Annotated in this window: 20 protein-coding genes and 1 pseudogene; 12 read left to right on the top strand and 9 right to left on the bottom strand. The window is 72.7% G+C overall.

The window, feature by feature from the left end; all coding sequences use genetic code 11:
• Window positions 1-17: 17 nt before the first annotated feature.
• The 4 genes from E2C06_RS01575 to E2C06_RS01560 are packed head-to-tail and all read left to right on the top strand — an operon-like array spanning window position 18 to window position 2,819.
• Window positions 18-518, top strand: a complete 501-nt coding sequence (locus E2C06_RS01575; RefSeq protein ID WP_370451392.1) for a chemotaxis protein CheW — start codon at window positions 18-20, stop codon at window positions 516-518.
• Window positions 515-916, top strand: coding sequence for a response regulator (locus tag E2C06_RS01570; RefSeq protein WP_133286811.1), 402 nt, complete (start codon window positions 515-517; stop codon window positions 914-916). The genes E2C06_RS01575 and E2C06_RS01570 overlap by 4 nt, the downstream gene beginning before the upstream one ends.
• Complete coding sequence (gene cheB / locus E2C06_RS01565) at window positions 913-1,995, top strand: chemotaxis-specific protein-glutamate methyltransferase CheB (RefSeq protein WP_241671063.1); 1,083 nt, start codon at window positions 913-915, stop codon at window positions 1,993-1,995. The genes E2C06_RS01570 and cheB overlap by 4 nt, the downstream gene beginning before the upstream one ends.
• Window positions 1,992-2,819 carry a CheR family methyltransferase gene (locus E2C06_RS01560; protein WP_133286810.1) on the top strand — a complete coding sequence of 276 codons (828 nt, stop codon included), beginning with the start codon at window positions 1,992-1,994 and terminating at the stop codon, window positions 2,817-2,819. Before cheB ends, E2C06_RS01560 begins: the two co-directional genes overlap by 4 nt.
• 54 nt (window positions 2,820-2,873) lie before the next feature.
• Here E2C06_RS01560 and ctrA read toward each other — a convergent pair whose 3' ends face one another.
• Complete coding sequence (ctrA, locus tag E2C06_RS01555) at window positions 2,874-3,599, bottom strand: response regulator transcription factor CtrA (protein WP_133286809.1); 726 nt, start codon at window positions 3,597-3,599, stop codon at window positions 2,874-2,876.
• A gap of 112 nt (window positions 3,600-3,711) precedes the next feature.
• Between ctrA and E2C06_RS01550 the strand changes: the two genes are divergently transcribed.
• Genes E2C06_RS01550 through E2C06_RS01540 form a run of 3 tightly spaced genes read left to right on the top strand, consistent with a single transcriptional unit; the run spans window position 3,712 to window position 5,823 of the window.
• Window positions 3,712-5,082 carry a FliI/YscN family ATPase gene (locus E2C06_RS01550; protein WP_133286808.1) on the top strand — a complete coding sequence of 457 codons (1,371 nt, stop codon included), beginning with the start codon at window positions 3,712-3,714 and terminating at the stop codon, window positions 5,080-5,082.
• Window positions 5,072-5,470, top strand: a complete 399-nt coding sequence (locus E2C06_RS01545; protein WP_133286807.1) for a hypothetical protein — start codon at window positions 5,072-5,074, stop codon at window positions 5,468-5,470. Before E2C06_RS01550 ends, E2C06_RS01545 begins: the two co-directional genes overlap by 11 nt.
• A gap of 23 nt (window positions 5,471-5,493) precedes the next feature.
• On the top strand, window positions 5,494-5,823 hold the full coding sequence (locus E2C06_RS01540) for a hypothetical protein (RefSeq protein WP_133286806.1): 330 nt from the start codon (window positions 5,494-5,496) through the stop codon (window positions 5,821-5,823).
• Window positions 5,824-5,926: 103 nt separating this feature from the next.
• Here the strand turns inward: E2C06_RS01540 and hppD are convergent, their stop codons facing one another.
• Together hppD and phhA are read right to left on the bottom strand one after the other, a co-directional pair.
• Entirely contained in the window at window positions 5,927-7,030 is a 1,104-nt protein-coding gene (gene hppD, locus E2C06_RS01535) for a 4-hydroxyphenylpyruvate dioxygenase (RefSeq protein ID WP_133286805.1), read from the bottom strand.
• Window positions 7,031-7,040: 10 nt separating this feature from the next.
• Window positions 7,041-7,877, bottom strand: a complete 837-nt coding sequence (phhA, locus tag E2C06_RS01530) for a phenylalanine 4-monooxygenase (protein ID WP_133286804.1) — start codon at window positions 7,875-7,877, stop codon at window positions 7,041-7,043.
• Between the two features lie 114 nt (window positions 7,878-7,991).
• Here phhA and E2C06_RS01525 point away from each other — a divergent pair, with 114 nt between their 5' ends.
• Complete coding sequence (locus E2C06_RS01525) at window positions 7,992-8,465, top strand: Lrp/AsnC family transcriptional regulator (protein ID WP_206664392.1); 474 nt, start codon at window positions 7,992-7,994, stop codon at window positions 8,463-8,465.
• 28 nt (window positions 8,466-8,493) lie between these two features.
• Here the strand turns inward: E2C06_RS01525 and E2C06_RS01520 are convergent, their stop codons facing one another.
• The 5 genes from E2C06_RS01520 to E2C06_RS01500 all read right to left on the bottom strand — a co-directional run bounded on the left by E2C06_RS01520 (window position 8,494) and on the right by E2C06_RS01500 (window position 14,736).
• Complete coding sequence (locus E2C06_RS01520) at window positions 8,494-9,963, bottom strand: hypothetical protein (protein ID WP_133286803.1); 1,470 nt, start codon at window positions 9,961-9,963, stop codon at window positions 8,494-8,496.
• Between the two features lie 7 nt (window positions 9,964-9,970).
• The gene (locus E2C06_RS01515) at window positions 9,971-10,921 is read right to left on the bottom strand and encodes a DUF6384 family protein (protein WP_133286802.1); all 951 of its coding nucleotides are present in this window, start codon (window positions 10,919-10,921) and stop codon (window positions 9,971-9,973) included.
• Window positions 10,914-12,110 (bottom strand): hypothetical protein, encoded by a 1,197-nt coding sequence (locus E2C06_RS01510; protein ID WP_206664391.1) that lies wholly within the window; start codon window positions 12,108-12,110, stop codon window positions 10,914-10,916. The genes E2C06_RS01515 and E2C06_RS01510 overlap by 8 nt, the downstream gene beginning before the upstream one ends.
• Before the next feature lie 209 nt (window positions 12,111-12,319).
• Window positions 12,320-13,564 (bottom strand): flavin-dependent oxidoreductase, encoded by a 1,245-nt coding sequence (locus tag E2C06_RS01505; protein ID WP_133286801.1) that lies wholly within the window; start codon window positions 13,562-13,564, stop codon window positions 12,320-12,322.
• 23 nt (window positions 13,565-13,587) lie between these two features.
• Window positions 13,588-14,736 (bottom strand): serine hydrolase domain-containing protein, encoded by a 1,149-nt coding sequence (locus E2C06_RS01500; RefSeq protein ID WP_133286800.1) that lies wholly within the window; start codon window positions 14,734-14,736, stop codon window positions 13,588-13,590.
• On the opposite strand from E2C06_RS01500, the pseudogene E2C06_RS41195 reads away from it, so the two are divergent.
• The 4 genes and pseudogenes from E2C06_RS41195 to E2C06_RS01485 all read left to right on the top strand — a co-directional run.
• Window positions 14,680-14,979 (top strand): annotated as a pseudogene (locus E2C06_RS41195) (hypothetical protein); the annotation flags it as partial. The gene E2C06_RS01500 and the pseudogene E2C06_RS41195 overlap by 57 nt on opposite strands.
• Window positions 14,960-16,015, top strand: coding sequence for an alkaline phosphatase D family protein (locus tag E2C06_RS01495; RefSeq protein ID WP_241671062.1), 1,056 nt, complete (start codon window positions 14,960-14,962; stop codon window positions 16,013-16,015). The pseudogene E2C06_RS41195 and the gene E2C06_RS01495, both read left to right, overlap by 20 nt.
• Before the next feature lie 40 nt (window positions 16,016-16,055).
• A complete protein-coding gene (gene mmsB / locus E2C06_RS01490) occupies window positions 16,056-16,934 on the top strand; it encodes a 3-hydroxyisobutyrate dehydrogenase (RefSeq protein ID WP_133286799.1) in 879 nt (292 codons plus the stop codon).
• A gap of 291 nt (window positions 16,935-17,225) precedes the next feature.
• The gene (locus tag E2C06_RS01485) at window positions 17,226-18,950 is read left to right on the top strand and encodes a sensor histidine kinase (RefSeq protein WP_165982143.1); all 1,725 of its coding nucleotides are present in this window, start codon (window positions 17,226-17,228) and stop codon (window positions 18,948-18,950) included.
• A 2-nt stretch (window positions 18,951-18,952) separates the two neighbouring features.
• On the opposite strand, the gene E2C06_RS01480 is transcribed toward E2C06_RS01485, so the two are convergent.
• On the bottom strand, window positions 18,953-19,891 hold the full coding sequence (locus E2C06_RS01480) for a ketopantoate reductase family protein (protein WP_133286797.1): 939 nt from the start codon (window positions 19,889-19,891) through the stop codon (window positions 18,953-18,955).
• Between the last annotated feature and the right edge of the window lies 1 nt (window position 19,892).

Genomic DNA, 19,892 nt, shown 5'->3' with positions numbered 1-19,892 from the left:
CGGGAAGGAGCAGTCCGATGCAGCAGGCCATGACCGCGGCAAAGCAGACGCCGCTGGCGCCCGTCCCCCGCCGCGAGGAGGCGGAGGAGGTATTCCTCACCCTGACCGTCGCCGGCCAGCTTTGCGGCGTGCCGGTGCGTGCCGTGCGTGACGTGCTGGGAGCGCAGGCGATCACCCGCATCCCCCTGGCGCCACAGGAGGTGGCGGGCAGCCTCAACCTGCGCGGCCGGATCGTCACCGCGATCGACCTGCGCCGCCGCCTCGGCCTGCCGCCGCGGGAAGCCGGCGGGGCGATCGGCGCCGGGGCGATGAGCGTGGTGGTCGAGCGCGATGGCGAGCTCTATTCGCTGCTCGCCGATGCGGTGGGGGACGTGCTGCCGCTGCCGCCGGGCGACCGTGCGCCCAACCCGCCGACGCTCGACCTGCTGTGGCGTGACGTCTCGCGCGGCGTCCACCGGCTGGGCGAGCAATTGCTGATCCTGCTCGATGTCGAGCAGGTGCTGGCGATCGGCGCATGAACGGGGGCCGGGAAGGTGCGGCGGATTGCCTGGTGGTCGATGACAGCCGGGTGGTGCGCAAGGCGGCGCGGCGGATCCTCGAGCATCTCAACTTCGCGGTGCGGGAGGCGGCGGACGGCGCCGAGGCGCTGGCCGCCTGCCGCGAGGCGATGCCCAGGGTCGTGCTGCTCGACTGGAACATGCCGGTGATGGACGGCATCAGCTTCCTCCGCGCCGCGCGGGCCGAATTCGGCCCGGACCGGCCCGTGGTGGTGCTCTGCACGACCGAGGCAGCGCTCGAGCGCATCGTCGAGGCGCTGGATGCCGGGGCGCAGGAATACATCATGAAGCCCTTCGACGCGGCGCTGCTGCAGGACAAGTTCGTCCAGGTCGGACTGCTGCCGGATCAGGCCGCATGACGGCGCCGGACAGCACGGTGCGGGTGATGCTGTGCGACGACAGCGCCACGGTGCGCGCCGCCATGGCCCGCGTCCTCGAAGCCGATCCGGGGATCCGCATTGTCGCCCGCGTGGCGAACGGGCAGGAGGCGGTGGCAGCCTTGGAACGGATGCCACCGGCGCTGCGGCCGCAGGTGGTGCTGCTAGACCTCGAGATGCCGGTGATGGACGGCATGACGGCGCTGCCCCTTCTGCTGCGGGAAGCGCCACGGCCGGTGGTGATCGTCGCCAGCGCGCTGACCCAGCGCGGCGCGGCGGCAGCCATGGCGGCGCTGCGGGCGGGTGCTGCCGATTATGTCCCGAAGCCCGGCGCCGCCGGCGGCGGGCTGAACGATCCCGCCTTCCGGGCGGAGGTCCTGGCCAAGGTGAAGGGTTGGGCCCGCATGGGCGCCGGCCCGGCGCCGCGCGCCGCCACCCCGCCGCGGCCGGCGCCGATGCCGCCGCTGCGCGGGCTGAGGGCGATCGGCCTCGGCTGCTCGACCGGCGGGCCACAGGCGCTGGCCGGCTTCGTCCAGGGCTTGGTCCGGCCGCTGCCGGTGCCGCTGCTGGTGGTGCAGCACATGCCGGCCGGCTTCACCGCCATGCTGGCGGACCACCTGCACCGGCTCGGCCGGCTGCCGGTCGCCGAGGCGCGGGACGGCGAGGCGCTGCGGGCCGGCCGGCTCTACCTCGCCCGCGGCGACCGGCATTTGGTGGTGGAAGGCGGGGCGGGGGGGCTGGTGGCGCGGCTGTCGGATGCGCCGCCCGAGAACTTCTGCCGCCCCGCGGTCGATCCGCTGTTCCGCAGCTTGGCGGCCACTTGCGGCGGGGCGGTGCTGGCGCTGATCCTGACCGGCATGGGTCAGGATGGGCTGGCGGGCTGCCGCGCAATCGCCGCCGCCGGCGGCGCGGTGCTGGCGCAGGACGAGGCGAGCTCGGTGGTCTGGGGCATGCCCGGCGCGGTGGCCAAGGCCGGCCTCGCTCGGGCGCTGCTGCCGCCGGCGGGGCTGGCGGAACAGGTACTGGCCGCCTGCGCCGGTCGTGCGGGAGCGGTCGCATGAACCGGGACAGCTTCGCCTTCATCGCCGGGCTGGTGAAGGATCGCTCCGGCCTCGTCCTCACCACGGACCAGGGCTACATGCTGGAGACCCGGCTCGGCCCGCTGCTGAAGCGGGAAGGCTTGGCGGATATCGACGCACTGGCGTTGCGGCTGAAAGACCCGCGCATGGCGGGCCTGGCCGCGGCGGTGACCGAGGCGCTGACCACCAACGAGAGCAGCTTCTTCCGCGACGGCAAGCCCTTCGAGCACCTGCGCCGCGTGCTGCCGGGCCTAGCCGCGACGCGGGCGCCGGGTGTCCCGCTGCGGATCTGGTCGGCCGCCTGCTCAACAGGTCAGGAGGCTTACTCGATCGGCATGATCCTGACGGAATTGCCGCTCGGCGGACGGCGGGCGGAGATTCTCGGCACCGATATCGCACAGGAGGTGCTGGCCCGCGCCCGTCACGGCAGCTTCACCCAATTCGAGGTGCAGCGCGGCCTGCCGGCGCGGCTGCTGGTGAAGCATTTCCGCCAGGAGGAGGGACGCTGGCGCGCGACGCCCGAGTTGCGGGCCATGGCGCGGTTCGAGCATGTCAACCTGCTGTCCGACCTACGCCCGCTGGGCCGCTTCGACGTGATCTTCTGCCGCAACGTGCTGATCTACTTCGACACCCAGACCAAGGCCCGGGTGCTCGACGCCATGGCGGCGCAGCTGGCGCCCGATGGCGTGCTCTATCTCGGCGGCGCGGAGACGGTGCTCGGCCTGACCGGGCGGCTGGTGCCGGTCCCCGGTGAGCGGGGCGTCTATGCGAAAGCCAAGGCCGGCGTCGTCGCGCTGGCCGGTTGACCCCGGCGTGCCGCCCGCGGCTCCCGTTCGGGAGGGCGGGCGGCGGCACCGGGTTCAGGCTGCCTGCGCCGCGAGTTCCGTCGCCAGCGGCGCCCTTGCCGCGGCCGGGTTCGGCTCCCGCAGCACGTAGCCGCGGCCCCAGACGGTGGCGATCAGGTTGTCGGCGCCGGCCTGGGCCAGCTTCTTCCGCAGCTTGCAGATGACGACGTCGATGATCTTCACCTCCGGCTCGTCCATCCCGCCGTAGAGGTGGTTGAGGAAGGCCTCCTTGGTCATCACCACGCCCTTGCGCAGCGTGAGCAGCTCGAGGATCGCGTATTCCTTGCCGGTCAGGTGCACCGAGGTGCCGGCCACCGTCACCTCGCGCGAGCCGAGGTTCAGCACCAGCGGCCCGACCACCAGGCTCTGCTGGGCGAAGCCCTTGGTGCGGCGGACCACCGCCTGGATCCGGGCGATCAGCTCCTCCCGATCGAAGGGCTTGGTAATGAAGTCGTCGGCGCCCATGCCGAAGCCCTTTACCTTGGCCTGCGGCCGGGCCAGGCCCGAGAGGATGAGGATCGGGGTTTCCACCCGCGCGGCACGCAGCCGGCGGACCACCTCGTAGCCCTCCATGTCCGGCAAGACGAGGTCGAGGACGACCACGTCGTAGTCGTAGAGCCGCGCCAACTCGAGCGCTTCCTCGCCGGTGTCGACGGCGTCGACGATCATCGCGGCGGATTTGAGCATCGCCACGATGCCGCGGGATGCAGTCAGGTCGTCTTCAACCAGAAGAGCACGCATTCTGGGGTCCTCCACACGTATTGCGTGCAAAAACTAGCACCTCAGCGCGCTGTGTGAAGAAGAAATTCACGCGTTGCGTGTATCGTTTTCCGAGACCGATCGCTTAGGAAAGATGAACGATCTCACCTCATTCATACGATGCGAGGGAAATCAGGTGGTTGCGCGCTTCCGGACCGCGGCTGCGGCAATGGGCCGCATCCCCAGGATCGAACTGCACGGAAAGGTTGTATCAGCCGCAAGCGTCTCATTCTCCATCGAAGGTCTCGCACCCTGGTTCCGCCTCGGGGCGCGACTGGAACTGCAAGGACCCGGTGATGCGCCGGTGGCGGGGGAGGTCGTGGCGCTGCGGGACGGCCTCGCCACCGCGCTCGCCTTCGCCCCGCTGGAAGGGATCGGCGCCGGCACGGTGGCGCGGCTCGCCCCGCCCGCCGCGCTCGGGGTCGATGCGTCCTGGCTCGGCCGGGTGGTCGACCCGCTGGGCCGGCCGCTGGATGGGCTCGGCCCCCTGCGGCCCGGCGCCGATCCGCGCCCGCTGCGTGCCGCACCGCCGCCGGCCGGTCAAAGGGCGCGGCTCGGGCCGCGGCTCGACCTCGGCGTCCGGGTGCTGGACGCCTTCGCCACCTGCCGGCGCGGCCAGCGGCTCGGCCTGTTTGCCGCCTCGGGCGTCGGCAAGTCCACGCTGCTGGCGATGCTCGCCGCCAATGCGGATTGCGACGTCGTCGTGCTGGGCCTGGTGGGGGAGAGGGGGCGGGAACTGCGCGAATTCCTCGAGGACGACCTTGGCCCCGCGGGTCTGGCGCGCTCGGTGGTCATATGCGCCACCTCGGACAGCCCGGCGCTGCTGCGGCGGGAAGCCGCCTATGCCGCCATGGCGGTCGCCGAGCATTTCGCCGAGACCGGGCAGCGGGTGCTGCTGCTGATGGACAGCGTCACGCGCTTCGCCATGGCGCTGCGCGAGATCGGCCTGGCGGCGGGGGAGCCGCCGGCGACCCGCGGCTATACCCCCGGCGTCTTCGCCGAGCTGCCACGGCTGCTGGAACGTGCCGGGCCGCGGGCGGAGGGCAATCCGGGCAGCATCACCGGCCTTTTCACCGTGCTGGTCGAGGGCGACGACCATGACGAGCCGGTTGCCGACGCGGTGCGCGGCATCCTCGATGGCCATGTCGTGCTGGACCGGCGGATCGGCGAGGCCGGGCGATACCCGGCGGTCGACGTGCTGCGCAGCCTCTCGCGCACCGTGCCGGGCTGCCTCTCGCCCGAGGAACGCGCCTTGATGCTGCGGGCACGGCGCATCCTGTCACTGCATGCCGAGATGGCCGACCTCGTCCGCCTCGGCGCCTATCGCGCCGGCACCGACCCGGCGGTCGACGAGGCGATCCTCCTCGCGCCGCGGATCGAGGCGATGCTGGCCCAGGGCAAGGGCGAGCCCGGGACGGTGGAGGCGGCTTTCGCTGCCCTGGCCGAGGCGCTCGATGGCGCGTGACCCGATCGCCGCCCTGGCGCGGCTGCGCTGGCTGGAGACGGCCGAGGCCAAGCGCCGGCTGGCGGTGCAGGTGGGGCAGGAGACGGCGGCCGCCGAACGTCACGCGGCGGCCGCGGCGGCGCTGCCGGCCGAGCATGCGGTCGGCGATGCCGCCTGGCGGCTCTGGCTGCCGCGCGGCTTGGCGTCGCGGGACCGGGCGGCGCTGGCGCAGGATCAGGCCGCCACCCGCCGGCGGGATGCCCAGGCGGTGGTGGCGGAATGCCGCGCGGCAGAACGCGCCGTCGAACTGTTGCGGGAGCGCCGGGCAGCCGAGGCGCGACGCCGAGCGCTGCGCCAGGCCCAGGCGCTGCTGGACGAGGCGGCGCGGCGCCGCCGCCCGGCCGAATGATGTCATCATGGCACAACCGGCAGGTGTCGCGCGTTATCCTCGGCAGGAGCGAGGAGGCGGCGGCGATGCGCGGCACTGGATGGGCAATCGTGGCGGCGACGCTGCTCGGCCCCGTGGCCTTGGCGCAACGCGCCGAGCCGACGGCGCCGCCGGAGCGCATCGGCCCGGTCTGGGATTACCGCACCCACCAGCCGAACCCGAGCGAGGTCGAGGCACGCGAGCGCGCCCTCGGCATGCCGCAGGCAGGCCAGTCCGGGGAAGCCAAGGAGGTGGACCAGCTCTACCGCGAGCTCACCGGCAGCGACCCGAAAGCGATGCCGCGGCCCAATCCGCGCGACGCCGACCGCCGCTGAAGCGGATCGCGCCAAAGTGCGAAGGCCCGGACGCGTCGATCAACGCCGGAACATGCGGGCTCGGGAGGTTTGCGCTCGCTGTTGAACGCAAGCCCCCGCGGCCCTATTGCGCCGCCAGCACGCCGCGGCGGATCTGGTCGAGTTCGATGCTCTCGAAGAGGGCACGGAAATTGCCCTCGCCGAAGCCCTGGTCGCCCTTCCGCTGGATCAGCTCGAAGAAGATCGGGCCGATGACGGTACCGGTGAAGATCTGCAGCAGCCGGCCGCCTTCCGGCGTCGGCGCGCCATCGGTCAGGATGCGGTTCTTCGCCAGCCGCGCGATCTCTTCGGCGGCGAGGTCCGGCATGCGCTTTGGCAGCAGTTCGTAGTAGGTGTCGGGCGTGTCCATGAACTCAACGCCGGCCGCCCGCATGCCCTCGACGCTGGCGAAGATGTCGGTGGTGCCGAGGGCGATGTGCTGGATGCCCTCGCCGCCATAGGCGCGCAGGTACTCCTCGATCTGCGACTTGTCGTCGCTGCTCTCGTTGATCGGGATGCGGATCTGGCCGCAGGGGGAGGTGAGGGCGCGCGACTTGAGCCCGGTCAGCTTGCCCTCGATGTCGAAATAGCGGATCTCGCGGAAGTTGAAGAGTTTCGCGTAGAAATCCCACCAGACATCCATGCGCCCGCGGTGCACGTTGTGGGTCAGGTGGTCGATGACCGTCAGGCCTTTGCCCTGCGGCCTGGCGTCGATGCCCTCCACCCAGCGGAAATCGACGTCGTAGATGCTGCCTCGCGGGCCGTAGCGGTCGACGAAGTAGAGCAGGCTGCCGCCGATGCCCTCGATGGCTGGGATGTTCAGCTCCATCGGCCCGACCCGGCCGAGCACCGGCTTGGCGCCCAGTTCGATCGCCCGCCTGTAGGCCGCGGCGGCATCCGCCACGCGGAAGGCCATGGCGCAGGCGCAGGGGCCGTGCACGCGCTGGAAAGCCTGGGCGAAGCTCTCGGGCTCGGCGTTCAGGATGAAGTTCACGTCGCCCTGGCGCCAGAGTGTCACCTGCTTGCTGCGGTGATGCGCCACGGCCCGGAAGCCGAGCCGGGTGAACAGCGCCTCCAGCGCCGGCAGGTCGGGGCCGGTGAACTCGACGAACTCGAAGCCGTCGGTGCCCATCGGGTTGGCCTCGGAGATGACGCCGGCCAGCGGTGTGCGATCAGGTGGGATGTCCATGGATGTCTCCTCAGGAACTATGGTGGTCGCCCGGCGCGGCGGCACCCGGCGGGATGGGCTCGGCATCGCGCGCCTCGGCCAGCAGCGCCGGCAGACCGCGCATCGCGCCGAACAGTTCGGCATAGTCGTCGATGACGAAGTAGGTCGGCTGCAGGTGGTCGATGCAGTAGTCGCTGCGCAGCACGCGGCGGGCATCGAAGCGCAGCCGGCGCGCCGCCGTGCCCTCGGTCGCGTGCAGCGTCTCGGCGGAGGAGGAGAGGATGCCGGCGCCATAGGCGCGGATCGCGCCGCCCTCGCGCACCAGGCCGAATTCGACCATGTGCCAGTAGAGTCGCGCCAATGGCTTCAGCGCGCCGATCCGTGCGGCGGTCTCGCCGAGCCGGCCATAGGCTTCGAGGAAGCGGGCGAAATCCGGCTGGGTCAGCAGCGGCACATGGCCGAAGGCGTCGTGGAAGATGTCGGGCTCGACGATGTAGTCCAGCTCCTCCGGCCGGCGGATCCAGCGGGTCGCGGGGAAGCGGCGGGCGGCGAGATGGGCGAAGAAGGCGTCATCGGGCAGCAGCCCGGGCACCGCCACCAGCGACCATCCGGTTGCCGCGCGCAGCCGGGTGGAGGCCGCGGCGAAATCCGGCACGCCGGTGGTGAAGTCCAGCCGCGCCAGCCCCTCGCGGAAGGCCGCCGCGGCATGGCGCGGCAGCAGCGCCGCCTGGCGGGCATAGAGCGTGCGCCAGGTCGCGTGGTCGGCCGACGTGTAGGTGGCCCAGCCCTGCGGCAGGGTGAAGTCCGCCCCGGCGGCGGCATAATCGCCGCGCAGACCGGTCGGCAAGTCGCAGAGGCTTCCTTCCATCGCGGCCGCTCCCATCCTTGCTGCTAGAATGCCCGAGCAGGGGGAGGGGTTTTCGGCGAAGATGCCTCTCCCCTTCGCCACGATTGGCGGATTCCACTGCTTCGGGGTTTCTCCATGGCGAAAGCCACCATCGATCTGGATGCCATCGACCGCCGCATCCTGCGCGCCCTGCAGCGCGACGGCCGGTTGCCGGTGGTGGCGCTGGCCGAGCAGGTCGGGCTTTCCGCCACGCCCTGCCAGCGCCGGGTCAAGCGGCTGGAGGAGGCCGGGGTGATCGCCCGCTATGCCGCGGTGCTGGACCCTGGCCGGCTCGGCCTGCCGCTGCAGGCCTTCGTCATGGTGGCGCTCGAGAGCCATGCCGAGGAGGTGGTGGAACGCTTCCACAAGGCCCTGGCCGCGCGGCCGGAGGTGCTGGCCGCCTATGCGATGAGCGGCGAGATGGATTACCTGCTGCACGTCCTGGCCGCGGATTTCGAGGCCTATGCGGAGTTTGCCCTGAAGGCGCTGCTGCGGATGCCCGGGGTCAAGGAGACGCGGAGTTCCTTCGTGCTCACCGCGCTGAAGCCGCCGGGCGACGTGCCGGTGTGAGGTGGCCCTTGGAGCCCGGCCGGTGCGATCAGAACCCGCCGCCGGTCTTGAACGCCCCGCTGCCCGAGCCGCTGTCCATGCTCCCTCCGGTGCGGAAGCCGCCGCCACCGAAGCCGCCCGAGGGCGCGCCCCAGCCACCGCCGCCAGAGGGAGCCCCCCAGCCGCCGCCCCAGGGCCCGCCGCCACCGCCGCCGCCCGACCAAGGACCGCCGGCGCCGCCGGCGCCCCAGGGGTCCTGGTGCGGCACCCGCTGGCGTTCCAGCCGGTCCCAGAACCCGTCGCGCGACAGCGTGCCGCGCAACAGGTCGCCGATCAGCACGCCGACGAGGGCGCCGTCGTTGAACCCCCAATGGTCGCGGCGGACGCCGCGGCTCCGCATCTCCTCGCGGATCGCCGCGACCTCCTGCGCCCGGCGCCGCGCCTCGGTCGCCTGGGCCTCGGCGCTGGCCAGCGCGCGGTCGAGCCGCGCCGCCCCGGCCGCCGCGGCTTCCAGCCGGGCGACCACCTCGTCGTCGTCCCGCATGGGGGTCCGCAGGGCGGCGGAGCGCAGCGATTGCAGGCTCTCGGCCGCGAGCGCCGCCTCCATCCGCGCGGTCGCCTCGCGCAAGGCCGCGGCCTCCTGCCCGGCCAGCGCCGCACGGGCCTCCTCGGCCCGGTGGGCGGCTGCTTCCAGCGCCGCCTCGGCCATGTCGAGCGCCTCGCGCGGCGCGGCCAGGTCGTCGCCCTCCGGCAGGCCGGCCGAGCTGCGCAGGCGGGCAGCGAGTGCCGCCTCGGTCGCCGCCGCCTGCTCGCGCATCCGCGCCGCGTGGCCGGCGAGGCCGGCTGGCAGCGATTCCAGCAGGGCGTAGTTGCGCCGCGCCGGCTCGTACCGCGCCACCCGGGCGACCCAGCCATCCAGCAGCCGGACCAGCGGCCCGGCGCGATAGGCGGCGGTGCCCCAGCCCCGCCGCCAGAGATAGGCGAAGAGCGGATCGTCGAGATAGGGCTTGCCCTTGGTGGCCAGGTCGTCGCGCGCGAAGGCGGCCTTCTCCGCGGCGTGCTGGGCTATCCGCGCGGCCTCCTCGGCACCCGCGCGCAGCCGCTGGAATTCGGGATCTGCCTCGGCCCGTGCCCGGGCTGCGTCGAGTGCCTGGTGCTGCGCCGCCTCGGCCGCCTGCAGCGCCGCGGCGCGCCGATCGCGCTCGGCCTGGGCGGCGTCCAGTGCGGCGCGGCGTTCGGCCACCACGGCATCCGCCGCAGCCGCCGCCTCGCCGCGCGCCTGCAGCAGGGCGCGCACCTCTTCCTCGGCGGCGTCGAGCTGGCCGAGCGCGGCGCCGCCGTCGCGCAGCGACTGGGCCCGCAGCCGTGCCAGGGTCCGCAGAGCCTCGGCCTGGGCGGCGCGCACCGCCGCCCGCCGCTGCTGCAGGTTGGCCGCCTCGGCCTCGGCCGATTGCGCCTCCTGCTCGGCCCGGCGCAGCCGGTCGTCGACGCTGTCGAGGAGCTGGAAGCCGCTCAGCATGGCCGGGTCACCACTTCAGGATTGCCCCGCCGGTGACGGGGACGGACCAGCGCGGTTCCAACTCTCCGGCGCGTTTCTGGCCGACGACGGGGTCGCCGATCAGGCCGCTGCGCATCTTCTCCTGCCGCACCCGCTCGAACTCTGCTTCCGGCACGTGCAGGCCCCATTTGGCGACGCGTGCCGTGGTGCCGTCCTCCTCCGAGGTCACGGGCACCTCGACGGGGCGGCCGTCGCGGTCCAGCGCCTCGACGATCAGGTAGAAGTTGCGCGCACGGGGATTGGCCTGCGGCACGCGCCAGACTCCGGATTGCTCGCCGGGGCGGGAGACGATGCGGATCTGGTATTCCTGGACGAGGTTGCGCTGCAGTTCCTGCAGCCCGGCCAGCCGCGCGCGGGCATCACCGAGCGCCCCGGCGCCGGCCGCAGCGCGGCCTTCCGCCAGCAGCCGGGCGGCGCGGTCGCGCGGGCCCTGCAGGGTGGTCGCGGCGAGCACGCGGTCGTGTTCCGCCTGCAGTGCGCGTGGCAGCCCTTCCTTCAGCTCCTGCTGCTCGGCGATCCGCGTGCGCTCCGCCGGGACATGCACGCCGAACCACCAGCCGCCGCCGGCCAGCACAAGCGCCGCCAGCGCGAAGCCGACGACGCGGCCCCAGCGCGCCCGCGTCACCCAGAGCGTGGCCAGGCTGCGGCCCAGGGAGGGCGGGCTCGGCGTGTAGGTGAAGCGGTGCTGCTCCAGCGCCGCCACGCCCTGGTCGAGGATCGTCTCCGGCACCGCGATACCCTGGCCGGAATAGATCTCCCGCAGCCGCTGCTTCAACGCGGCGCGGCGGGCATCGCCTTCCAGCTCGCGCTCCACCAGCCGGTCGGCATGGCGGAGCGTGTCCACCACGTCCATCGCCAGCATGGTCTCGTCCAGCGCCGGGGCCGGCGCGGGACGCACCGCCAGGGTCGTGTCAGCCATGCGGCGGCAGGCTGAGCGCTGCGCCCTGCTGCGCAAGGCGCGTCATGCGCTGCTTCGCCTCCTCGACCGAGCGGCGGATCTCCTCGGCATTGCGGGTCGAGGCCTCGCGCATCTCGGCGATGATCTCGCGCGAGCGGTCCTGGTAGTTGACCACGCTGTCGACCAGCTTCTGCACCGCGGCGGCCGAGACGGTCGGGCCGTAGCCGGCGCGCAGCGCTTCCTCCTGCACCCTGCCGCCGATATCGGCCAGCACCTCGAGCGACTGGTCCACGCCCTGCTTCATGGCGTTCAGCGTTTGCGTGCTCTCGTGCAGCCCGTGCAGCCCGGCGAAGGAGGCGGAGAGGGCGGTCAGCACCGCCTCGTTGGTCGAGAAGAAGCTGACGGATTGCTGGTAGACGCGCTCCTTCGCGCTGGTGGTCTGCACCAGCCGGGCCATGATGACCTCGGAGGTGTTGTAGGAGACGACCATGTTGTCGGCCAGATCCTTGCAGATCTGGTAGCGGCCGTCCTCGTCCTGCAGAGCGCGCAGCGCCTCGTCGCGCGTCATCTCGAGCTGGGCGCGCTGCGCCGGCTCGACGCTGCCCGCGGCATCCACCGCGGCGCCAGCCTGCTCGACCGCCGCCTTGGCCGCGGCCAGCTTGCCCTCGGCGGTCTTCAGCAGCTCGAGCGTCAGCACCTCGGCCTGCTTCATGGCGCCGCGGAAGTCGCGATAGGCCTCGAGGATCGCCCGTTCGCGGTCGATGTTCACCTTGGTGTCCCTCGAGACATCCAGGTAGGTGTCGCGGATCTTCTGGAAGCGGGAGGAGATGTCGCCGCGCGTGGCGTTCATCCACATGTTGCGCAGCTTCTCGCAGGTTGAGATGCGGCCGTCCGAGAGCTGGTTCACCATCTCCTTCGCGTCGTCGCGGATGGAGTTGAAGCTGTTGGTGACGACCTCGTAGCGCTGGGCGATCTCCATGGCGCGGATCTGCTCCCGCACCACCTCGTTGAACACCGTCGCCTGGTTCAGGACGCGGGCGATCAGCGTGACGCGGTCCGGGTCGAGGTCGCCGAGCTGCGACAAAAGGCCCGTGATCGGCGTTGCCTCCACCGCCGGCGGGGGCAGCGGCAGGCCGAGGTCGCGCAGCGCACCCATGGCCTTGTCGAGGTAGCGCATGGGCTGCGCGACCATGGTCTGGGGCTGTTCCATCGATCCCTCCGCGTCTCGCGCCCTGGCGATAGCGGCTTGCGTTCGAAGGTGAACGCTGCACCGCTATAGCTCCTTGTTTTCAGGGCAGATTCAGGCGCCCGGGCGTCCACGCCCTCCGGCCATCTGCTCTAGCACGGGGCGCGCATCCGGCCCCTGCGGTGAATCAAGGGATCGCATCGCCCACGTTCAATCCCGCGCCAGGCATCGCCTCAGCCGGCAGCCGGCACGGACCAGCTCTCGCGCCGGTTCAGCGTCTCAGGATCGAAGCCGGCCAGTCGCTTGTAGCCCATGACGGTCGCCTCCAGCTCGGCGCGGGGAACCACTTCCTCCAGCCGCTCGAAGCCCAGCGGTGCCCTGGCGTGGACAATATCCATCACCCGGTCCGGCCCGTCGCCGCGGTTCGCCTCCACCACCGCGGCCGTCGCCGGCCGGCGCGCCGCCTCGTAGGCCGCCAGCGCCGCCTCGGCATTCGGCCGGGTTGCCAGCTGCAGCGCCAGCCAGCGGGCGTCGAGGATGGCCTGGGAGGCGCCGTTCGAGCCGATAGGGTACATCGGATGCGCCGCATCGCCGAGCAGCGTGACGCGCCCGCGGGTCCACCAGGGCAGCGGGTCGCGGTCCACCATGGGGAATTCATAGACCGCATCGGCCGCGCGGATCAGCGCCGGGACGTCCAGCCAGCCGAAATTCCAGTCGGCGAAGATCGGCAGGAAATCTTCGATGCGGCCCGGCCTGTTCCAGTCCTCGCGCGACCAGGGGGTGTCGGTCGGGAAGCGCTGCTCGGCGATCCAGTTGACGATGCTGCGGCCGTCCGGCGCTGACCCTATGGGGTAGCAGACGAATTTCGTGTCGCGGTGCCCGGCCTGCACCATCGAGGCGCCGGTGAGGAAGGGCGGCGCCAGGCTGGTCGCGCGCCAGAGCAGCGCGCCGTTCCATTTCGGCGCGCCCTCGCCGGGAAAGAAGCCGGCGCGCACCGCGGAATGGATGCCGTCGGCGGCGATCAGCACGTCGCCCTGCGCCGACGTGTCATCGGCGAAGCGGGCGGTGACGCCGGCGGCATCCTGCGTGACATCCACCAGCCGCTTGCCCGCCTGCACCCGCGCCGCGCCGAGGCGCGCCTCCGCCGCCCGCCACAGCAGCACCTGCAGCCGGCCGCGATGGATGGAGTATTGCGGCCATCTGTAGCCGGCGGCCAGGCCGCGCGGCTCGGCCCAGATCGTCTGGCCGAAGCGGTTGGCGTAGCGGAATTCCTGCGTCGCCAGGCCGGTCGCCGCCAGCGCCTCGCCGAGCCCGAGTTCGGTCAGTTCCCGCACCGCATGCGGCTGCAGGTTGATCCCGACGCCGAGCGGGCGGACCTCGGCGGCGCTCTCGAAGACTTCGGCCTCGATGCCCGCGGCCTGCAGCGCCAGCGCCGCGGTCAGGCCGCCGATGCCGCCGCCGATGATGATCGCCCGCATCCGCCCGTCTCCCCGCGCCCGCCTCAGGCCAGCGATTGGCGCACGGCGCCGAGGAAGTCCACCACCGCCTGCCGGTGCGCCCGCTCCTGCTCCAGCGGGACATGCGGCGGCTGCGGGAAAGCGCCGAGCGTGACCATCGCCAGCCTTTCGCCGCGCAGGATGTCGATCCGCTGGCCGGCGAAGCCGACCGCCGACATCAGCTCCTCCCCCAGCCACCAGCAATAGCCGTAATGCCCGATGCCGGGCGGACAGGGCTGCGGTACGGCGAAGCGCGGGCTCGCCATGGCCTCCACCCAGCCCTCCGGCAGCACCCGCTGCCCGGCGATGACGCCGTCGTCCAGCACCAGCTGCGCCAGCCGGCCGAAGTCGCGCAGCGCCATGCCGGCGCGGCTGCCGCCGATCTCCTGCCCGCCCTCCGATTCCAGCGTGTAGAAGGCGTCGAATTCCATCCCCGCGGGCTGCCAGATCCGGGCCGAAAGGTAGTCCGCCAGCGGCCGCCCCACTGCCCGGGTGACGCAGGCGCCGAGCAGGAAGGTGTCGCCCGAATTGTAGAGGAAGCCGGCCCCCGGCGCCTGCGCCCGCGGCAGCGCCGCCATCATCCGCAGCACCCCGCCCGGCACCTTGTCCGCGAGCGAGCGGCTGTAGCGGTTCACGTCGCAGTCGGGGTCCGAATAGACCTCGGTCCAGGCGGTGCCGGAGGACATGGTCATCAGGTGTTCCAGCGTCACGCCGTCATAGGCCGTGCCGCGCAGCTCCGGCAGGAAGCCGGTCACCGCCGCCCGCACCCCGTCGATGGCGCCGTCCCGGATCGCCGCGCCGACCAGCACCGCGGTCAGCGACTTCACCGTGGACATGGTGGTCCAGCGGTCCGGCGGCTGCAGACCGAGACCGTAGCGTTCCAGCCGGATGGCGCCGTCCTTGATGACCAGCAGGCCGGCGAGGAAGTTCCGCTCCATGAAGCCGTCCGCGTCGAGGCCTCCGAGCTCCGCCCCGCGCGGCCACGGCCGCGGCGTGCCGCGCGGCACCACCCGGTGGGCAAAGAGTTGGTCGACGATGCGATAGCCCCAGGGCTGGATGGTCGGCGGGTAGAGCAGGAAGTCGCCGGCGCGCGGGAGATGCGCGGCGGGCCGTGCCAAGGCCGGGTCCATGTCGTCCTCCTCCGTCGCTGTCATGAAAGCGCGCATGCGCCCGCCGCGCCATGGGGGCAGGATGGCGGAGAGGGAACCGCAGCCATGGACAGCACCGCCCGCCACGTCCTTGACCTGCACCGCCGCGGCCTGTTGCGCGGAGCGCTCGGCCTGGCCGCGCTGGCCGCGGCGCAGCCCGCCCGGGCCCAGCCGGTCTTCGGCCGCTACCCCTTCCGGCTCGGCGTCGCCAGCGGCGATCCCTGGCCGGATGGCGTGGTGCTCTGGACGCGCCTCGCGCCCGATCCGCTGGCGCCGCGACGACCAGCCCGGCTGGGGCCCGCCGCAGCCGGTCCGCACCCATGCCGGGGAGGAAGTGCAGACGCTGGAGGACTATCGCCGCCGCTATGTGGAGTACCACATGGACCCCGACCTGATGTCGGCGCATGCGGCGCATCCCTTCGTCTGCAGCTTCGACGACCATGAGGTGGACAACAATTGGGCCGGCGCTGCCAGCGAGGGGGACGGCCGCAGCGCCCGGCATCCCGTGCTGGTTCCGCCCGAGGTCTTCGCCCTGCGGAAGGCTGCCGCCTTCCAGGCCTGGTACGAGGCCATGCCGGTGCGCGCCGCGCTGCTGCCGCGCGGGCCGGAGATCATCGCCTTCCGCCGCCTGCGCTTCGGCCGCCTGCTCGACCTGCACGTGCTCGATACCCGCAGCCACCGCGACGACCAGCCCTGCGGCGACGTCACCGGCCCGCCCTGCGCGGCGGTGGCCCGGCTGGAGGCGCAGGTGCTGGGCGCCGCCCAGGAAGGCTGGCTGCTGGAGGGTCTGGGGCAGGCGATCTGGCAGGTCCTGGCGCAGCAGGTGATGCTGATGCGGCGGGAATTTCCCCGCGGCGCCATCTCGATGGGCAAGTGGGACGCCTATCCCGCCGCCCGCACCCGGCTGCTACGGGGCCTTCACGATCGGTGCGCGGCGAATGCGGTGGTGCTCTCGGGTGACGTCCACAATGCCTGGGCCGGCAGCCTGCGGCTCGAGCCGCTCGACGAGCGCAGCCCCGTGGTCGCCACCGAATTCACCGGCACCAGCATCACCAGCGAGGGCGACGGCTCGGAGGTGCTCGCGGGCACGGCCGAGGTGCTGCGCCGCAACCCGCACATCGCCCATTTCAACAGCCGCCGCGGCTATACGCTGCACGAGGCGACGGCGGCGCGGCTGGAGGTGACCTTCCGCGCGGTGCGCTTCGTCACCCGCCCGGATGCGCCGCGCGAGGACCGCGGCCGCTTCGTGGTTGAGGCGGGGAAGCCCGGGGTGACGCCGGGCTGAGGCTTGCCTACCCTGCGGCCGACCAAGGGGAGAGAGACAGATGGCACGCATCGGCTTCGTCGGGCTCGGCAACATGGGCGGGCCGATGGCGCGCAACCTGCTGAAGGCCGGCCACCAGGTTGCCGGCTACGACCTCGTGCCCGCGGCACTCGAGGCCTTCGCCGCCGGTGGCGGCACCGCCGCGGCCAGCGCCGCCGCGGCCGCCGCCGGGGCCGACTTCGTCGTCACCATGCTGCCCGCCGGGAAGCACGTCCGCGACGCCTGGCTCGGCGCCGGCGGCATGGCCGCGGCCGCGGCGCCCGCCGCCATCCTGATCGACTGCTCGACCATCGACGTCGACACCGCCCGTGCGGTGGCCGCCGAAGCGGGTCGGCCGATGCTCGACGCCCCGGTCTCCGGCGGCACCATGGGGGCCGAGGCCGGCACGCTGACCTTCATGGTGGGCGGGCCGGACGGCGCCTTCGCCAGCGCCCAGCCGATCCTCGCCGCCATGGGCCGCACCATCGTCCATTGCGGCACCGCCGGCGCGGGGCAGGCGGCCAAGGTCTGCAACAACATGATGCTGGCCGCCAACATGATCATCGCCTCCGAGGCGCTGGTGCTGGCGGAGAAGCTCGGCTTGTCGCACCGGGCGCTGTTCGACGTGGTCAGCAAGTCCTCCGGCCAGTCCTGGGCGATGACCACCTATTGCCCTGTGCCGGACCTGGTCCCGACCAGCCCCGCCAACCGCGACTACAGGCCGGGATTTGCCGGCGCGCTGATGCTGAAGGACCTGCGGCTGAGCCAGGAGGCGGCGAAGAGCGCGGGCGCGGCGACGCCGCTCGGTGCCGAGGCGCTGGCGCTGTTCGAGCGCTTCGTCGCCGAGGGCGGCGGGGAGACCGACTTCTCCGGTATCATCCGTATGTTGCGGGGCGGCTGAAGCGGGTAGGGCGGGTGACGGCGGGCGACCCAAGTCCCGGGCCAATAGTCGCGTGATACTTGGGCCGCCACGGAGACGAATTATCACACTTTTTTGATGAAACCTTTGGTGCGGTGTCCGGCATCCTGCGCGTGTCTACCGGTCGCCACTCCACTTCCCTGCGTCCTGCCGGGGCCGCCCGGCGTCGCCCGCCTGTTCTTTCCCTCGCCGCCCGGTCCCGCATTGACGCAGTCTTTCCTTCGCCCGTCCCCGAGCGCCGCTGCCGTCGCCGGCATTCTCGACATCATCCCCGTGGCGGCCGTCATCCTGGACCGTCCGGCCCTCGGCGTCCTGGCCGGCAATGCCGAGGCGGCCGGCCTGCTCGGCTGCCGGCCCGAACGCCTGCCGGAGGCCTGGGGCGCGGCGCTGGACGGTCGCGCCGGCCAGGAGCTTCGCCGCCGGCTGGCTGGCGTCACCAGCCGCGACCGGCCTGAGGTCTTCGACGCCCGGCTGCAGCTGCCCGACCGCGCGCCGAAGGCCATGCTGGTCCGCGCCCGATGCGTCGAGCTGGAAGGCTGGCAAGTCGTCTCCGCCGTGCTGGTCGACATCACCCGCCGCACCCGGGCCGAGGCGCGGCTGGCCACCGCGCATCGCCGGCTGGAGGTCGCGCTGGCCGGGGCGGAGCTTGGTGCCTGGCAGCGCGACCTGCGGACCGACCTGCTGGAGGTCACCGCGCGCTGGTGCGAGATGCTCGGCCTGCCGCCGATGAAGACCGTGCCGGTGACCGTCTGGCGGACCCTGGTTCATCCGGAGGATCAGGAGGTCCTGCGCAACCTAGCGCAGGCCCAGGATGCCGGCCTGGACGGCCGCATCGAGGTACTGCTGCGGCTGCGCCATGCCGATGGCCGCTGGATCCCCGTGCTGTCGCGCGGCGAGGTGATCGAGCGCGATGCCGAGGGCCGGGCCGTGGTGCTGAGCGGCACGCATTACGACCTCTCGGCCCGGCATGCCGCCGAGGCGGCACGGCGGCAGAGCGAGGCCGAGGCGCGCCGCCGGCTGGCGGATCTCGAGACGCTCTACCGCTCGGCGCCGCTCGGCTTGGCACAGTTCGACCGCGCCATGCGCTTCGTCCGGGTGAACGAGGCGCTGGCCGAGATCAACGGCTTCCCCGTGGAGGCGCATCTGGGCCGGCTGGCCTGGGACCTCGTGCCGGACCTGCAGGCGGCGGCCGAGCCGCTGTTCCGTCGGGTGCTGGACCAGGGCGAGACCATCACCGGCATCGAGTTCACCGGCCAGACCGCCAGGGCACCCGGCGTGCAGCGCGACTGGGTCGAGCAATTCTACCCGGTCCGCGACCCCGAGACGCAGGAAATCCTGGGTGTCGGCATCGTCTGCGAGGAAGTCACCGAACGGAAGCGGGCGGAGCGGACGCGCGAGCTGCTGCTGCGCGAGCTGGACCACCGGGTGAAGAACCTCTTCGCCATCGTCAGCGGTCTGGTCAGCTACAGCGCCCGCGGCGCGGCCACGCCGCAGGCGATGCGCAACGCGCTGCTCGGCCGCGTCGGTGCCCTGGCGCGGGCGCATGACCTGGTCCGGCCGGCGATCGCCGGCCTGGGGGCCGACCTGCCCGGCACGACGCTGGAGGCGCTGCTGCGCGCGTTGCTGGAGCCCTTCGGCGGTGACGACGGCATGCCGGAGCGGCTTCGCCTGCAGGGGCCGACCTTGCCGCTCGGCCCGACCGCGGCGCCGGCGATCGCGCTGGCGGTGCACGAGATGGCGACCAATGCGGCGAAGTACGGCGCGCTGTCGCGCGAGGGCGGGACGGTCACGGTCGACTGGACGGCCGACGGGGCAGGCCTCCGCCTGCGCTGGACGGAGCAGGGCGGGCCGGCGGTGGCGACGCCGGCGCATCGCGGCTTCGGCCACCGGCTGGTGAACCAGAGCGCCGCCCAGCTCGGCGGCACGGCCGGCTTCGACTGGGCGACGGATGGCCTGGCGGTCGAGCTGCTGCTGCCGCTCGGCCGCGTGGCGGGCTGATCCTATTTCGGCAGGCGGCCGGCGTCGCGCCGTTGTTCATAGGCCTTGGCGTGCAGGTATGCGGCCTCGTGCACCTCGTGCGGCACGCCGGCGGCGCGGGCCTGGTCGAGCAGGAAGCCGAGGATGTGGTCGGCCTCGATCCGCCCGCTGGCCTCGAGGTCGCGCAGCATGGAGGTTGCGTAGCCGCCCTTGGTATCGGCGAAGAGCGCGCGGAACTCCGCCATGAAGCTGTCCGGCATCGGGTGGCCATTGGCGGCGGCGATCGCCGCGTTGCGTTCCAGCACCCGGTGCATGAAGGCAATGCCGCCCGGGCTGCGGGCGATCTCCCCGGTATTGGCTCGCATCAGCACCGTGCCGACCGCGCTGGTGCCGAGATGGGTCAGCTTCTCCCACATCCGTTGCAGGATGTCCGGGACGGCGGTGGCGACCATCCCCTCGGCGCGGCCGGCGAGCGCGGCGAAGGCCTCGACGCGGGGGCTCATGCGCCCGTCCAGCTCGCCGAAGGTCAGCCAGCGCCAGTCGTTGAGCTGCCTCACCACGCCATCGGCGCCCATGGTCGCCTGGATCTTGGCCAAGCCGCCGAGCACCGCACCGGCGCCGAAGGCGTCCTGCAGGGTGGCGACATGCGACAGGCCGTTCAGCACCGGCAGGATGGCGGTGCCGGCATCGACCGCGGGGCGGATCGTGGCGATGGCATCGGCCAGGTCATAGGCCTTGCAGGTCAGCAGGATCAGGTCCCAGCCGGGCTTCGCCTCGGCGGCCGCGATGGTGCGGGCGAGGAGGCGGGCGGCGCCGAAGGGACTCTCGATCACCAGCCCGTCCTGCGCCAGCTGCGCCTGGCGGCGCGGCCGCACGAGGTAGGCGACCTCCGCCCCCGCCTGCTGCAGCCGCCCGCCGAAATAGCCGCCGAGCGCGCCGGCGCCGAGGACGAGGATGCGCATG

Origin of the sequence: Dankookia rubra, assembly GCF_004355005.1 — a bacterium.
GTDB classification, from domain to species: Bacteria; Pseudomonadota; Alphaproteobacteria; order Acetobacterales; family Acetobacteraceae; genus Paracraurococcus; species Paracraurococcus ruber_A.
This window is presented reverse-complemented; position numbering and strand designations above follow the sequence as displayed.

Excerpts from the sequence above, each read along its gene's own strand:
- E2C06_RS01495 (WP_241671062.1), top strand. The coding sequence starts at position 14,960 with ATGGCGTGGTGCTCTGGACGCGCCTCGCGCCCGATCCGCTGGCGCCGC.
- ctrA (WP_133286809.1), bottom strand. The coding sequence starts at position 3,599 with ATGCGTGCTCTTCTGGTTGAAGACGACCTGACTGCATCCCGCGGCATC.
- E2C06_RS01505 (WP_133286801.1), bottom strand. The coding sequence starts at position 13,564 with ATGCGGGCGATCATCATCGGCGGCGGCATCGGCGGCCTGACCGCGGCG.
- E2C06_RS01520 (WP_133286803.1), bottom strand. The coding sequence starts at position 9,963 with ATGCTGAGCGGCTTCCAGCTCCTCGACAGCGTCGACGACCGGCTGCGC.
- hppD (WP_133286805.1), bottom strand. The coding sequence starts at position 7,030 with ATGGACATCCCACCTGATCGCACACCGCTGGCCGGCGTCATCTCCGAG.
- E2C06_RS01515 (WP_133286802.1), bottom strand. The coding sequence starts at position 10,921 with ATGGCTGACACGACCCTGGCGGTGCGTCCCGCGCCGGCCCCGGCGCTG.
- E2C06_RS01560 (WP_133286810.1), top strand. The coding sequence starts at position 1,992 with ATGAACCGGGACAGCTTCGCCTTCATCGCCGGGCTGGTGAAGGATCGC.
- E2C06_RS01480 (WP_133286797.1), bottom strand. The coding sequence starts at position 19,891 with ATGCGCATCCTCGTCCTCGGCGCCGGCGCGCTCGGCGGCTATTTCGGC.
- E2C06_RS01510 (WP_206664391.1), bottom strand. The coding sequence starts at position 12,110 with ATGGAACAGCCCCAGACCATGGTCGCGCAGCCCATGCGCTACCTCGAC.
- E2C06_RS01550 (WP_133286808.1), top strand. The coding sequence starts at position 3,712 with ATGAACGATCTCACCTCATTCATACGATGCGAGGGAAATCAGGTGGTT.
- cheB (WP_241671063.1), top strand. The coding sequence starts at position 913 with ATGACGGCGCCGGACAGCACGGTGCGGGTGATGCTGTGCGACGACAGC.
- mmsB (WP_133286799.1), top strand. The coding sequence starts at position 16,056 with ATGGCACGCATCGGCTTCGTCGGGCTCGGCAACATGGGCGGGCCGATG.
- phhA (WP_133286804.1), bottom strand. The coding sequence starts at position 7,877 with ATGGAAGGAAGCCTCTGCGACTTGCCGACCGGTCTGCGCGGCGATTAT.
- E2C06_RS01575 (WP_370451392.1), top strand. The coding sequence starts at position 18 with ATGCAGCAGGCCATGACCGCGGCAAAGCAGACGCCGCTGGCGCCCGTC.
- E2C06_RS01525 (WP_206664392.1), top strand. The coding sequence starts at position 7,992 with ATGGCGAAAGCCACCATCGATCTGGATGCCATCGACCGCCGCATCCTG.
- E2C06_RS01500 (WP_133286800.1), bottom strand. The coding sequence starts at position 14,736 with ATGACAGCGACGGAGGAGGACGACATGGACCCGGCCTTGGCACGGCCC.
- E2C06_RS01570 (WP_133286811.1), top strand. The coding sequence starts at position 515 with ATGAACGGGGGCCGGGAAGGTGCGGCGGATTGCCTGGTGGTCGATGAC.
- E2C06_RS01545 (WP_133286807.1), top strand. The coding sequence starts at position 5,072 with ATGGCGCGTGACCCGATCGCCGCCCTGGCGCGGCTGCGCTGGCTGGAG.